Annotated in this window: 12 protein-coding genes; 5 read left to right on the top strand and 7 right to left on the bottom strand. The window is 66.3% G+C overall.

Translation table 11 applies throughout. The features are described from left to right. Nucleotides 1–58: 58 nt before the first annotated feature. From QVG61_RS02205 to lipA, 3 genes are read left to right on the top strand one after another with little or no spacing between them, the layout of a single operon-like run. Nucleotides 59–328 (top strand): DUF493 domain-containing protein, encoded by a 270-nt coding sequence (locus QVG61_RS02205; protein ID WP_289931695.1) that lies wholly within the window; start codon nucleotides 59–61, stop codon nucleotides 326–328. A gap of 12 nt (nucleotides 329–340) precedes the next feature. Next, nucleotides 341–1,003 carry a lipoyl(octanoyl) transferase LipB gene (gene lipB / locus QVG61_RS02200; RefSeq protein WP_289931694.1) on the top strand — a complete coding sequence of 221 codons (663 nt, stop codon included), beginning with the start codon at nucleotides 341–343 and terminating at the stop codon, nucleotides 1,001–1,003. Next, nucleotides 1,000–1,938: a lipoyl synthase gene (gene lipA / locus QVG61_RS02195; RefSeq protein WP_289931693.1), complete on the top strand. Its 939-nt coding sequence runs from the start codon at nucleotides 1,000–1,002 to the stop codon at nucleotides 1,936–1,938. The genes lipB and lipA overlap by 4 nt, the downstream gene beginning before the upstream one ends. Before the next feature lie 450 nt (nucleotides 1,939–2,388). On the opposite strand, the gene soxA is transcribed toward lipA, so the two are convergent. The 3 genes from soxA to QVG61_RS02180 all read right to left on the bottom strand — a co-directional run bounded on the left by soxA (nucleotide 2,389) and on the right by QVG61_RS02180 (nucleotide 5,982). After that, the gene (gene soxA / locus QVG61_RS02190; protein WP_289931692.1) at nucleotides 2,389–3,582 is read right to left on the bottom strand and encodes a sulfur oxidation c-type cytochrome SoxA; all 1,194 of its coding nucleotides are present in this window, start codon (nucleotides 3,580–3,582) and stop codon (nucleotides 2,389–2,391) included. 81 nt (nucleotides 3,583–3,663) lie between these two features. Continuing rightward, on the bottom strand, nucleotides 3,664–4,749 hold the full coding sequence (locus tag QVG61_RS02185; protein WP_289931691.1) for a hypothetical protein: 1,086 nt from the start codon (nucleotides 4,747–4,749) through the stop codon (nucleotides 3,664–3,666). Nucleotides 4,750–4,974: 225 nt separating this feature from the next. After that, nucleotides 4,975–5,982 (bottom strand): M14 family metallopeptidase, encoded by a 1,008-nt coding sequence (locus tag QVG61_RS02180; protein WP_289931690.1) that lies wholly within the window; start codon nucleotides 5,980–5,982, stop codon nucleotides 4,975–4,977. Between the two features lie 646 nt (nucleotides 5,983–6,628). Between QVG61_RS02180 and QVG61_RS02175 the strand changes: the two genes are divergently transcribed. Together QVG61_RS02175 and QVG61_RS02170 are read left to right on the top strand one after the other, a co-directional pair. Further along, complete coding sequence (locus QVG61_RS02175) at nucleotides 6,629–7,333, top strand: peroxiredoxin-like family protein (protein ID WP_289931689.1); 705 nt, start codon at nucleotides 6,629–6,631, stop codon at nucleotides 7,331–7,333. A gap of 77 nt (nucleotides 7,334–7,410) precedes the next feature. Then, nucleotides 7,411–8,382 (top strand): ion transporter, encoded by a 972-nt coding sequence (locus QVG61_RS02170; RefSeq protein WP_289931688.1) that lies wholly within the window; start codon nucleotides 7,411–7,413, stop codon nucleotides 8,380–8,382. A gap of 49 nt (nucleotides 8,383–8,431) precedes the next feature. On the opposite strand, the gene QVG61_RS02165 is transcribed toward QVG61_RS02170, so the two are convergent. The 4 genes from QVG61_RS02165 to QVG61_RS02150 form a co-directional block, all read right to left on the bottom strand. Continuing rightward, nucleotides 8,432–9,865, bottom strand: a complete 1,434-nt coding sequence (locus QVG61_RS02165) for a glutamate-cysteine ligase family protein (RefSeq protein ID WP_289931687.1) — start codon at nucleotides 9,863–9,865, stop codon at nucleotides 8,432–8,434. Between the two features lie 2 nt (nucleotides 9,866–9,867). Further along, entirely contained in the window at nucleotides 9,868–10,548 is a 681-nt protein-coding gene (gene murU, locus QVG61_RS02160; protein ID WP_289931686.1) for an N-acetylmuramate alpha-1-phosphate uridylyltransferase MurU, read from the bottom strand. Nucleotides 10,549–11,003: 455 nt separating this feature from the next. Beyond that, a complete protein-coding gene (locus QVG61_RS02155; protein WP_289931685.1) occupies nucleotides 11,004–12,929 on the bottom strand; it encodes a bifunctional diguanylate cyclase/phosphodiesterase in 1,926 nt (641 codons plus the stop codon). 136 nt (nucleotides 12,930–13,065) lie between these two features. Next, complete coding sequence (locus QVG61_RS02150) at nucleotides 13,066–13,284, bottom strand: DUF2892 domain-containing protein (RefSeq protein WP_289931684.1); 219 nt, start codon at nucleotides 13,282–13,284, stop codon at nucleotides 13,066–13,068. Nucleotides 13,285–13,316: the final 32 nt, after the last annotated feature.

Below are 13,316 nucleotides of genomic sequence, written 5' to 3'. Positions count from 1 at the left end.
CCCGGTTCGATCTTGATTCCGTTCGTGGATTTCGTGGCCCTATCATAAAATCCGACTCATGACCGACAGCGCCGACAGCCCGATCGAGTTTCCCTGTGACTTCCCTGTCAAGGTCATGGGCCGCCACAGCGAGCACTTCGAGGCCCATGTGGTGACCCTGGTGCGCCGGCATGTGCCCGATCTCGGCGAGGGCGCGGTCAGCACCCGTGCCAGCGGCAAGGGCAACTACCTGTCGGTGACGGTGCGGATCCGCGCCACCAGCCGCGAACAGCTCGATGCCCTGTACCGTGAGCTGACGGCCGACGACGAGATCCTGATGGTCCTTTGACCGCTGGCCGCGATGCCCGAGCCCCTTCTCCTTCGCCGCCACCTCGGCCTCGCCGACTACCAGGCCACCTGGCAGGCCATGCAGCGTTTCACCGCTGAACGCGAAGACGACACCCCGGACGAGCTCTGGCTGCTGGAGCACCCGCCGGTGTTCACCCTGGGACTGAACGCCAAAGCCGAACACCTGCTGGCACCGGGCGACATCCCGGTGGTGGCCATCGACCGCGGCGGCCAGGTCACCTATCACGGTCCCGGGCAGCTGGTCGCCTATCTGCTGCTCGACATCGGCCGCCGCGGGCTGGGCGTGCAACAGCTGGTGCGGTATATGGAACAGGCGGTGATCGACCTGCTGGCCGGAGAGGGGATCAAGGCCCGGGCCCGCCGCGACGCCCCCGGAGTCTATGTCGGCGAGGCCAAGATCGCCGCCCTGGGCCTGCGGGTGAAGCGCGGCCGCAGCTACCACGGCCTGGCGCTGAACGTGGACATGGATCTGGAGCCCTTCCGCCGCATCAATCCCTGCGGTCATCCCGGGATGGCCGTCACCCAACTCCGCGCGCTGGGGATTTCCCTCTCCCTGGCCGAGGTTGCGGCACGGCTGGAGTCGCATCTCGCCGAGCGGCTGGGCTACACTATCCGCCCCGCGAATGCCTCGCAGCCAGCGAACCCCACCCCATGAGCGACGACAGACACCAGCGCGGTGCCGCCAAGACGGCCCGCATCCCGATCAAGATCGAGCCCACCACCCGACCGCCGCGCAAGCCGGCCTGGATCCGCGCCAGATCCCCGGCCAGCCCCGAGGTCCAGCGGCTGAAGCGGGTGCTGCGCGAAGCCCGGCTGCACACCGTCTGCGAGGAGGCCTCCTGCCCCAATCTCGGCGAATGTTTCGGCCACGGCACCGCGACCTTCATGATCATGGGCGACATCTGTACCCGCCGTTGCCCCTTCTGCGACGTCGCCCATGGCCGGCCCGAACCGCTGGACCCGAACGAACCGCGCCACTTGGCCGAGACCATCCGCGCCATGGGCCTCGGCTACGTGGTCATCACCTCGGTCGACCGCGACGACCTGCGTGACGGCGGTGCCGCCCACTATGTCGCCTGCATCGAGGCGGTCCGTGAACTGAACCCGGAGACCCGCATCGAGGTCCTGGTGCCCGACTTCCGCGGCCGCATGGACCGGGCCCTGGAGATCTTCCACGCCGCACCGCCGGACGTGTTCAACCACAACCTGGAGACCGTCCCCCGGCTGTACAGACAGGCCCGCCCCGGGGCCGACTACAGCTGGTCGCTGCAGCTGCTGCAGCGCTTCAAGGCAGAGCACCCGACGGTACCCACCAAGTCCGGGCTGATGCTGGGGCTGGGCGAGGATCTGGACGAGGTGCAGGCGGTGATGCGTGACCTGCGCGCCCATGACGTCGAGATGCTCACCCTGGGCCAGTACCTGCAGCCCAGCCTGCATCACCTGCCGGTGGCCCGCTTCGTGACCCCGGAGGAGTTCGAGCGGCTGCGCGAGGCCGGCGAGGCACTGGGCTTCAGCCAGGTCGCCAGCGGCCCCATGGTGCGCTCCTCCTACCACGCCGACCTGCAGGCGGCGGGCGTCCTCGACCGATAGCCGCAGAGCAAGGGCAAAGCCGGGTCATGATACTAAGACAAACGATAACAAAGCCTCATTCAGCGGGTCTCTGGTCGATCAGCCCGCAAGGCGCAATGGCGCCGGCAGGGTGATTCCCTGTCAAGCCATTGCAACGTTGCGGATGGCCGTCCAGAGGCCCGCCCGCAGGGAGCTTGCCAGGCGCCCCGGCTCTGCGTTGTGCCCCTTGGCAAGGGCGGGCCATTCCCTGCGGAGCACGCCTTGATCCGGGGCGCCTGGCAAGCTCTGAATGAGGCTTTGTTATCGTTTGTCTTAGTATATGGCCACGGAACCCACGAAATCCACGAAAAAATCCATGTCAGGGACCCGCGTTTCGCGCAGTTCCCTCAATAGATATCGTCCGTGTTTTCCGCCTTTTCGTGGATTTCGTGGGTTTCGTGGCTATCCCCCTGTCCCCAGGCCACGCCTTGCTCAGTAGCGCACCGCCGGGGTCTCGATCTTCAGGCCGTTGCCGCGCGCATTCACGTATACCTCCAGATCGATATAGGCCTGCGAACCCGGCTCGAAGGGTTCGGCACGGAAGGAACGGAAGCATTCCGAGAACCGCCGCTGCAGGCTGGTGATGCGGCCGCTGCCCAGGCGGTATTCCGGGAAGCCGTTGCTCTGTCCCTGGGTCAACTGCTGGCCGCGCAGCCACTGGCCGGCATGCAGATCGTGGCAGTGGGTGCAGGCCAGGTTCGCCTGACCGAAACGGGTATGGTAGAGCTTGCGGCCGGCCTCGTAGAAGGGCCGCAGCGGCCCGTCGATATCGACCTGCACCGGGGTGCCTCGCGCCCGGTGGCGGACGAAAGCCTCCAGGGCCACCAGCTCGGTACAGTCATAGACGTAGGGGATGTTGTCGAGCTGGTCCTCCCAGCAGATGTTGATCTGTTCCTGCAGGGTGCGCGGCCGGCCGCTGTCCGGGTCGTAGACCGGGTAGCTGGCGATGCGCGCCGGGTCCAGCCCCTCACCGTCCTCACCGTGACAACTGGCGCAGCTCTTGCCGTTCTCGCCCTCGGCATTGAACAGCCGCCGGCCCCGGTCGACGGTCGGCATGCCGGGATTGGCGAACTCGTCGTCCTGCATGGCGCGGGTCTCGGGTTTCAGGTAGTCGTAGCCGGAATGCAGGCCGTTCCCCGGAGATGCAGCGACAGGCGGCGTCCCGGCCTCGCCCGGCTCGGTCAGGGTCGAGAGATAGGCGACCACGTCCTCCACCTGCTGGGCACTGAGGAAGGTCTGCCCCTCCACGGCGAAGGCGACCTGGTTGAGACTGCGCGGATCGACATGGAAGGGGGGCATCACCGTCTCCGGGTTGAGGCGCCGTTCGTCGGCGACCCGCAGGCGCAGCTCCCCCGGACTGAGTCGCGCGCCGATGCCGGCCAAGGGTGGACCCAGGTTGCCCTGGAAGGGCTGGTCCGCTATCGGCAGCCGGTGGCAGGCCAGGCAGTTGCCCTGGTGGCTGTCGATGACCACCGCCCGACCGCGTGCCGGATCACCCTGCAGGCCACCCAGCGGCCGGGGGATGCTCAGCCCCTCGGCCTGCCAGGGGACGTAACGGCCGGCCTGCACCGTGGGCACGCTCAACAGCGCCACCAGCAGGAGACTCATGCGACTGCCCAGGTTCATGGCGCCCCTCCCTTTTCCGGATCCTGTCCTCCATTCTCCATGCCCGGCGCAGCGGCGGTTTGATCTCGCTCAAGCCTCGGCTCATTGCCCCCCGCCCATCCCCAGCAGGGCCATCAACTGCGCCACCGCCTGCCCGGCCCCATCCGGCCGCGGCGGCCGCGACCGTGGCTGGGCCCAGAGCCGTGTCAGGGCCTCAGCCGGTCCCCCCGCCTCCAGCTGCTCGCGCGCTACCGGCTCGGCGTTGCCGTGGCGCCGCAGCCAATCGAGCAGCCAAGGCTCCTCCGGCCATTCCGGACGCGGGATATAGAGCAGCGGCGTGGCATTGCAGGCACACTCGGCGACCGTTCCATAGCCGCACTTGCCGAGCAGGGCATCGGCACTGGCCAGCAGATCACTGAAGTCCATTTCCAGACTCTCCAGAGGTATTGCCTGGGGATGCGCTACCCCCCAGGCCGCCGGCACCAGGTAATGCACGTCCGGCTGCCGCGGCCAGCGCCCCACCGGCAGCCGTGCCCCGACACCACCGAGGGCGACCAGCACCAACCGCGCATCCGGCGCCAGGCCGAAGCGGGCATCGATCGCCTCCCGCCGCCGGCGGCCAAGCCGCGCCAGTGGCCCGATCGGACGCACCCCGTCCAGCTCCGGCATGGGCATGGCCGGTTCCGGGGCCAGGAAGACATCGGCGGACTGATAGGCCGTGCGCATCTGCGCCAGTACCGCCGGGGCCTCCGGCCGCCCGGCGAAGTAGTGGCGGTAGATGCCGAGCCAGTTGAGGGAACAGAGGGCCACGGCGGGACACCCTGCCTGGCGGGCCGCCAGCAGCGGCAGGCAGGGGACGTTGGCCAGCACCAGGTCAGGCTCCAGGCGGCGGAGGAAATCCACCTGCGCCGCCAGCCGCTGCGACCACTCGGCATGCTGCCGGGCATAGGCCCGGGCACTGGCCTCGAGATCGATGTCCAGCGCGGAATCCATCAGCAAACCGAAATCGGTAGCCTCTGGATGCAGCTCGAAGGGCCCCTCGATACGGCTGGCGAGGAACCATTCCGGCACCGTCGTCTGCAGGCTGAGGCGCAGCCCCGGCACGCGTTGGCGCAGGGCGTTCACCACCACCGCGGTCTGCGCCGCATGACCGAAACCGTGCGGGGTTATGCAACAAAGAATGTGCATGCGTCACCTAGATAGACACGGAATGATTTATGGCCACGAAACCCACGAAAAAGCCTATGGCCACGGAAAACACGGACGATATTTATTGAGGGAGCTGTGCGAAACGCGGGTCCCTGACATGGATTTTTTCGTGGGTTTCGTGGCCATTCGAATTTCCGCGTCTTCCGTTGCCAGGAAAAATTTCGTGGGTTCCGTGGCCATTCCGGTTTTCTGCGCCGGCAACGGCTACATCAGTTCATAGCGCTCCATCAGGTAGCCGAGGCAGTCCTGGCGCACCACCCGGGCATCGAGAGTGAACATGGACGGCATCACCGGCCGGCGGGTGCGCAGTTGGCCGTCCTCGATACGAAAATAGGCATCGCCGACATCGCGGCCGCGCTCGTTCCAGGCCTCCAGCCGTGCCTGGCGACGGTGCACCCGGGCCAGTGCGGTGCCGGCCGGCAGTTCGCGGAAGTTGAGGTGGTCGAGATCGGGCAGAAAATCGATGTCGACCTCATCCCCCTGTCCAAAACCGAAACTGAGGCCGGCCGGCACCTTGACCGTGACCACGCTGTGAAACAGATCGACGTCGTGCGCCGCCACCGGATGCACCGGGATCTGCGACAGGTGCAGACAGGCGTCGAGATAGTCGCGGGCATGCGCCACGCCGTGTTCCTGGCCGGGCCGGCCGCATTCCACGGTCACTGCGGGACAGAGGCGGGCAAAGGCCTGCGAGGCCACGCCCCGCGGCCGGGTGAAGTAGACCACGGTGCGCGAGAACAGGGTGGCCAGATGCAGGAAGCGGTGATCGATGCGGTTGATGCAGGCGTAGTGGGGATTCAGGCCGGTATTGTTGTGCACGTCGATGGCGGCGAAGGGCTGGCGCCGTTCCATCTCCTCGCAGATCCTGCGCATCATGGCATGTTCCGGCAGGCCGTGACTGTCGGAACCGGGCCAGACCCGATTGTAGTCGGGCTGGCCCTCGAGCCGGCGCAGGCCGCGCGCCGCGGCCGGCAGATTGCCGAGGAACACCGACAGGGCCCGCGGCAGATCCCGCCCCTGGTAGGCGCGCAGCAGCTCGCGCAGGGCGCAGAAACCGGTATCTTCGTTGCCGTGCAACAGCACCGAGACGAACAGCGGCCGGGGCTGGCGGCCCGGCAGGTGCAGCAGGGTGGGGCCACCGAGCAGTTCGAGCAGTTCCCCCGCCTCGGCCTGAAGCAGGCCCTCCGGCAGGGATTCGAGAATTTGCAGCATGGGCGCTCCCGCACTGGCACTGGCAACGGCTATGGTACACCAGCCCACCTGCAAGCCGCCGCCATCGGCGTTATAGTTACTAAGACAAACGATAACAAAGCCTCATTCAGCGGGTCTCTGGACGATCAGCCCGCAAGGCGCAATGGCGCCGGCAGGGTGATTCCCTGTCAAGCCATTGCAACGTTGCGGATGGCCGTCCAGAGGCCCGCCCGCAGGGAGCTTGCCAGGCGCCCCGGCTCTGCGTTGTGCCCCTTGGCAAGGGCGGGCCATTCCCTGCGGAGCACGCCTTGATCCGGGGCGCCTGGCAAGCTCTGAATGAGGCTTTGTTATCGTTTGTCTTAGGGCCTGTTAACACTATCCCAATGGGCTCTGTTGCACCTGAAAAAAGCGCCAATCAAGGCGCGAGGAGAGAGGTTTGGTGACTCCAAATGAACGACGAGCAACGCGGAGTGGCGCTTTTTCAGGCGCAACCCGGAGGGCTGGGGCTCTTTTTCCGCCCAGCGGCGTTATCATTCGCTCATGTAGACTGACTACATTTCGCTCATTCTGCCTTGCTGGACGGAAAAAGAGTCCCAGCAGAACCCATTGGGATAGTGTTAACAGGCCCTAGTATCTACCGGTGCACCCCGTCACAGGAGACCATGCCTTGAGCAGCGAACCCGGCAGCGATCCGCATGTCCGCGCCCACGCCAGGCCGGCCCCGGACAGCCTGCAGAGCGAACTGGACGCACTGTTCCGGCGCTTCATCCGCGAGTCCCCGCAGCCGCTTACCGAAGTGGTGCGCGAGGCGATGCGCGAGATGGCCGACTCCGACGTGGCGGCGACCTGCCTGCGCGAGGGCATGCGCCCGCTGGACTTCACCCTGCCCAACCAGCATGGCGAGCCGGTCAGCCTCTCCCAGCGCCTGCAGCAGGGCCCCGTGGTGCTGTCCTTCTTCCGCGGCAGCTGGTGCCCCTACTGTTCCACCGAACTGCAGGCCCTGCAGAAGATTCTGCCGCTGATCCGGCGTTTCGGCGGCCAGTTGCTGGCCATCTCGCCACAGACCCCCGAGCAGACCACAGCCACGGCCCGCGAGCTGGGACTCGACTTCGACGTGCTGAGCGATGGAGGCAACGAGGTGGCCTCCTGCTTCGGGCTGGTGCTGTCGCTGCCGGAGATGCTGCGCCCGGTGTACCGCAACTACGGCGTCGAACTGCCCACCTACAACGGTGACGACAGCTACCAGCTGCCGATCGCCGCCACCTATGTCCTCGATGGCAGCGGCCTGATCCGCCTGGCTTTCGCCGATACCGATTACACCCGGCGGCTCGAACCGCGGGACATCCTCGACTGCCTGCAGCACATCCACTGAGACACAGCGGCGGCAGACCGTGAAATCGTCCCGCCGAGCCGCTACACTGAGTTCATCGACCCATCATGAGGCCCGCCTTGGGATCCGTCCGCACACAGCGCCTTCGCAGCCGCGTCTACCAGATTCTCGAACCCAGCGGCTATGTACGGCCGCTGGACCGCGCCATCGATGTCTTCCTCATCGGGCTGATCCTGCTCAATGTGATCGCCAATGTCTTCGAATCCATCGACTGGGTGCAGCAGCGCTACCATGAGCAGTTGCTACGCTTCGAGTTCTTCTCCGGCATGGTGTTCACGGTGGAATACGTCATGCGCCTGTGGGCCTGCGTGGAGGCGCCGGAGGCACGCTTCCAGCATCCGCTCAAGGGACGGCTGCGTTATGCCCTGACGCCGTTACCGATCATCGACCTGCTGGCCATCCTGCCCTTCTTTCTCATGCTCTGGACCTCGGTCGACCTGTTGTTCCTGCGCGTCTTCCGCCTGTTCCGGATCTTCAAGCTGACCCGTTATTCGCCAGCCATGAACCTGCTGTTTACGGTACTGCGCAACGAATCGCACGCCTTCGGCGCCACCTTCTTCATCCTCCTCGTGCTACTGGTGTTCTCCGCCAGCGGCATCTATCTGGCCGAACACGAACAACAGCCAGAGGCCTTCGGCAGCATCCCCGCCGCCATGTGGTGGGCGGTCGCCACCCTGACCACGGTCGGCTACGGTGACGTCACCCCCGTCACCAACCTGGGCAAGCTGTTCGGCGCCAGCGTGGCCATCATCGGCGTGGGCATGATCGCCCTGCCCACCGGCATCCTCGCCTCCTCCTTCACCGAGGAGCTGAAACGGCGCCGTGAGGCATACCTGACCCAGGTCGACGAGGCGTTGGAGGACGGCATGCTGACCCGCGAGGAGGCCGCCGAGCTGGACGCAGCACGCAAGGAGCTGGGCCTGAAGAAGGAGGAGGCGATCCGCATCCTGCAGCAGGCGGAATGCAGCGAGCTGGGGGTCTGCCCGCACTGCGGCCGTTCGCTGGCAGCGCCGCCGGACGATTCCGCCTGATCCCGAAACAGACGAACTCGTGGACACGGCCGGTCGGCTCGCGCCTGACTCAGATGTCCCACTCGTGGACCGGCCGGCCGCTGTCCTGGCGTTCGCGGTAGGCCGCGGTCAGCCCCACCCAGTCGCGGCCATGCCGTGCCACCCAGGCGCGCTGCCAGGCAGCGCCGTTGCAGGCATTGGCGACCCGGGCCTCGATGCTGCCGAGATAGAACTCGATGTCCGCCGCATCCAGCTGCAGCCGTGCCAGCCCCTGCCGTGCCTCCGGGATCAGGCGCTTCAGCAACAGCGACTGCATCCGTCCCTTGCGCCCGTCCAGCCACTCGACCTGAGCCTCCAGGCCGTGGCGCGCGGCGCGATAGAAATTGTCCCGCGCCCGCGGGAAGTCGAGCTGCCGCTCCGGGGGCTCTGGACACTCAGCGTAGTGTTTCATCAGCCCGAAGAAGAAGGCCGCATTGGCCAGGGTATCCACCACCGAGGGGCCACTCGGCACTACCCGGTGCTCGATGCGCAGATGCGGCGTACCATCGGCGTCGAAACCGAGCAGCGGCCGGTTCCAGCGCCAGATGGTGCCGTTGTGCAGGCGCAGATGGGGCAGGCTCGGATCGTCCCTCTCGAACAGGACCGGCAACAGTACCGGGAAGTGCAGCAGGTTCTCCTCGAAACACTCGAACAGACTGTCCCGCGCATAGCCACTGCCAAAGCTGACCCGCTGCACCGGACCCTGGGCAGCCCCGGCATAGCCACCGACCTCCACGGCCTGCTCGAACAGAGGGATGCGAGTCTCGTCCCACAGCTCATGACCGAACAGGAAGGGGGAATTGGCGCAGGCCGCCACCATCGGCGCGGAAAGGATCTGCGCGGCATTGTACAGGCGCACCGCCCGCTGCGGTGCCGCCTGCAGATGAATCTGGAAGGAAGTGGTGGCCGACTCCAGCATCACGTCCTGGTGCTCGGCACGCAGGTGATCCTCGCCGAGGATGTCCAGCCGCAGCGGACGACCGCCGCGCTGCGCCAGCACCTGCTCGTTCAGCGCCCGATAGCGGCTCAGCCCGGACATGCTCCCCAGCCCGAGCTGGCCTTCCTCGAGGGTGGGGAGGATGCCGATCATCACCATGCCCAACCCCATCTCGTCGGCACAACGGCGGCAGCGGTCCCAGGTGGCCTGCAGCTCGTCCTGCATGCGCGCCAGGGCATCGCTCTGCAGCGGCCGGGGCTGGCTGTTCAGTTCGACGTTGAAGCGGGCCAGCTCCGGAACCACCAGCGGATCCCTGAGGCGTTCCAGGAATTCCGCATTGCATGGCGCGGGACGCTGTCCGGCATCGACCAGCCAGGCCTCCAGCTCGTAGCCGCCGATCCCGTCACGCGTGGACAAGGCATGCTGTTCGAAGAACCGGCGCAGCCGCCCGGTCTCCGCCGCCAGCCGCTCCCGGAACAGGACCAGATCCTGCGCCGTGAAATGGCTGTCGCGGATCTCCTCGCCCATGCTCAGCCGGCCTCGCCACGCAATTGCCGGTCCAGGGCCGCCAGCCGCCCGGGGGTGCCGACATCCATCCACAGACCGCGGTAGTGCTCGCCACTGACCCGGCCGGCGGCCATCGCCCGGCGCAGCAGGGGCGCCAGGGGGAAACGGCCGGGACTGCAGTCGTCGAACAGCTCGGGGCGGTAGACACCGATACCGCTGAAGGTGAGGCAGGCCGCCCCCGTCTCCCGCACCCGGCCGCCGGCGTCCAGCGCGAAATCCCCCGCCGGGTGCTGCGGCGGATTGTCGACCAGCACCAGATGGACCAGGCCCTGGGGTTCCACCGGCAGACGGGACAGCGGATAGTCGCTCCAGACGTCGCCGTTGACGACCAGGAAGGGGGCCTCGCCGAGCAGTCCGGCACGCAGGGCGCGAAAGATACCGCCGCCGGTCTCCAGCGCGCCCTCGGGCTCGGGGGAATAATGGATCTTGAGCCCCCAGCGACCACCCTCGCCCAGTGCCTGCTCGATCTGCCAGCCCAGGTGGGCGTGATTGACCACCAGCTCACGGACCCCGGCTGCGGCCAGGGCTTCGAGATGATACTCGATCAGCGCCTTGCCGCCGGCCCGCAGCAGCGGCTTGGGTACCCGGTCGGTGAGGGGGCGCATGCGTTCGCCACGTCCTGCGGCAAGAATCATCGCCTTCATGGCCGCACCATACAGCGCCTGGGTCGGCCGCGACAAGCCGGGCCACGAGTCTGTCGGACTCAGGACCAATCTACTGCGCTGATGGGAGGGCGGCCCAAATTCCCCCCGATTTCTCGATCGCGGCCTGGAGGCCGCTCCTACAACACCTCGTGCCGCCATGCCCCGCAGGAGCGGCCTCCAGGCCGCGATCGAGGCAAAGGGGAGGACCTAGCCCGGATATTGCACGAAGGCGGCGCGCATGAAGGGGGTTCGTGCTGTAATCCAGGGACGATATGGCCATGAAGGGCCCCTTGGGCGGGTTACGGTTTGTGCCTGTTCGATGTCAGGCCAACACTGGCTGCGCATCCTGGGTGATCCTCCTCAAGCCATGGCAACGGCTATGACTTTCTGGACGATCGGCCAGGCTGCCTTGCCAGCCTCGCCCTGAGCATCGAATCCTTGGCGCAATATCCGGGCTAACACCCGCCACCCGGCTCCTGCAGCAGCCGATCCGTCGCCCCGAGCTCGCCCTCGGTTGCCGTCAGCCAGCGACCCAGCTCGGCCCCGGGCAGCGGCCGGCTGATGAAATAGCCCTGCGCGGTGTCGCAGCCCAGCCCTTCCAGCAGCTTGAGGGTGGTGATGTCCTCGACCCCCTCGGCCACAACTGCATAACCCAGCTTGTGGGCCATCTCCACGATCGAGGACACCAGCACCTGGTCGTTGCGATGATAGGGCAGTTCGCTCACGAAACTGCGGTCGATCTTGAGTTCATCGACCGGCAGCCTGGCCAGATAGGCAAAGGAGGAAAAACCGGTGCCGAAGTCGTCGATCGAGATATGCACCCCCATGTCGTGCAGCAGCTGCAGCACGTCCCGCGCCTGGGTGATGTCCTGCATCATGGCGCTCTCGGTGATCTCCAGGCACAGGCACTCGCCGGGAAGCTCCAGGCGTTGCAAGGTCGCGCGTACGTGCTCGGGAAAAGACGGATCGTGCAGGCTGTGGGTGGAGATGTTCACCGCCACACCCAGCCGCCCGCCCTCGGTCCGCAGGCCGTTCAGGAAGCGCAGCGACTCCTCCAGCACCCAATCGGTGATGGCATTGATGGCCCCGGTCTGTTCGGCCAGGGTGATGAACTCGTCCGGTGCGACCCGCCCCAGTTCCGGATGCTCCCAGCGGACCAGGGCCTCCAGGCCTGTCACCCGCCCCGAAGCCAGGGCGATCTTCGGCTGATAATGCAGAACCAGTTCGTTACGCTCGATGGCACGCCGCAGACCGGCGCCCAGGCTCAGGCGGCGCACGCTGAAGCGGTCATCGGCACCGTCGTAGACCACGTAATGGCAAGCCTTCTGCTTGGCCTGTCCCTCCGCCACATCGGCGTAGCGGACCAGTGCCCCAATGTCGTCGACATGCTGTGGATAGAGGGCGATGCCGATACGCACGCTGACCGCGACGTCCACCTCGCTGACCGTGATCGGATTGTGCAGTTCACGGAGGATCGCCTCCGCCATTTCGCAGGCCGCGGTTTCCGTGGCATCCGGCAGCAGGATGGCAAACTCATCGGCACCGAGTCGCGCCACCGCTTCCTGATCGGACAGCATGTCACGCAGCCGGGCACCGACCTCCAGCAGCAGCATGTCACCGAAGTGATGCCCCAGGGTATCGTTGATCTCCCTGAAGCCGTTGATGTTGACGACCAGCAGCGCGAGGGAGTGGATGTCCGTCGACGGGGCCAGCAGCTCGCTCAGGCGTTCCTGCAGCAGGGCGCGGTTGGGCAAGCCGGTGAGTGGATCATGGGTCATTTGATGGCGGAGCGCCGCATTCTTCTCCTTCAGGCGCCGGCTGATCAGCGAGGCCAGGACCATGGCCACCCAGACCGCGCACCAGGTGACGATCAGGCCGGTGGCGATAAGGCGGCTGCTCAACAAGGCACCCGTTTCGAAATGGAAACCGTCCTCGGGAGACAGCATGAGCAGATGATAGGGCAGGGCGGTCATTGGCATCGCCACCCAGTAGAGGCGTCTGCCACCCAGGCTGACCTCACCCTGGCGCAGCGACTGTGCCTGCTCCGCCTCATGGCGCAACCTGCCGAACAGCTCCGCATCGAGGGTATCCTTGCCGGGACCGGTCATGGCCAGCACTTCCCCCTTGCCAACCAGCATCGCCAGGATGGATGCCGGCGCGAACTGCTGGCGGATCCGTTCCAGAGCCTCCTCCGCCCCGTCTCCGATGGCCAGCGGTACAGCCACCCCCTCGGTCAGTTCCCGCACCTCGTGGGCCAGTACCTCGCTGCGGAACTGGCGCTCCGAATCGGCCATCATCAGATAGGCCATATAGGCGAAGGCGAGCTGGGACAGCACGGTGATGCCTACCACGGCGAGCAGGATCTGGGTAACGAGCCGCATCGCCTTCAGCCACCTCCCCAGGACAGGATGTCAGGCGGCGGCTGGCGCTGGCCGCCGGACCTTGCGGCGCAACCATGCCTCTCGCGGATCAACATCTCGACGCCCCGTTTCAATCCCGCCTGACCGGCAGCGTGCTTCAGCTCAGCCTGCAGGTGTTGATCCCTACCAGGGCATACAGCGGACAGAAACGGATGAGGGCAACGATGAGGTTGCCGACACCCAGAAAGGCAAACAGCCCGGAACTGACGGGATCGGCGATGAAAGTCGTGTCGATCAATGTAATATAGATGAGAAAACTGCTGATCCCGATACGCAGGATCTGGTCCATCGGCCCTATGTTCTTCTTCAACTTCATAATCTTATCTTCCTCTATCCATTCACGGTGCC

This window comes from Thiohalobacter sp. IOR34 (assembly GCF_030406045.1).
Lineage (GTDB): Bacteria > Pseudomonadota > Gammaproteobacteria > Thiohalobacterales > Thiohalobacteraceae.
This window is presented reverse-complemented; position numbering and strand designations above follow the sequence as displayed.

Bases quoted from the DNA above. Each gene is read 5' to 3' on its own strand.
- QVG61_RS02205 (WP_289931695.1), top strand. From the start codon at position 59: ATGACCGACAGCGCCGACAGCCCGATCGAGTTTCCCTGTGACTTCCCT.
- lipB (WP_289931694.1), top strand. From the start codon at position 341: ATGCCCGAGCCCCTTCTCCTTCGCCGCCACCTCGGCCTCGCCGACTAC.
- lipA (WP_289931693.1), top strand. From the start codon at position 1,000: ATGAGCGACGACAGACACCAGCGCGGTGCCGCCAAGACGGCCCGCATC.
- soxA (WP_289931692.1), bottom strand. From the start codon at position 3,582: ATGAACCTGGGCAGTCGCATGAGTCTCCTGCTGGTGGCGCTGTTGAGC.
- QVG61_RS02185 (WP_289931691.1), bottom strand. From the start codon at position 4,749: ATGCACATTCTTTGTTGCATAACCCCGCACGGTTTCGGTCATGCGGCG.
- QVG61_RS02180 (WP_289931690.1), bottom strand. From the start codon at position 5,982: ATGCTGCAAATTCTCGAATCCCTGCCGGAGGGCCTGCTTCAGGCCGAG.
- QVG61_RS02165 (WP_289931687.1), bottom strand. From the start codon at position 9,865: ATGGGCGAGGAGATCCGCGACAGCCATTTCACGGCGCAGGATCTGGTC.
- murU (WP_289931686.1), bottom strand. From the start codon at position 10,548: ATGAAGGCGATGATTCTTGCCGCAGGACGTGGCGAACGCATGCGCCCC.
- QVG61_RS02155 (WP_289931685.1), bottom strand. From the start codon at position 12,929: ATGCGGCTCGTTACCCAGATCCTGCTCGCCGTGGTAGGCATCACCGTG.
- QVG61_RS02150 (WP_289931684.1), bottom strand. From the start codon at position 13,284: ATGAAGTTGAAGAAGAACATAGGGCCGATGGACCAGATCCTGCGTATC.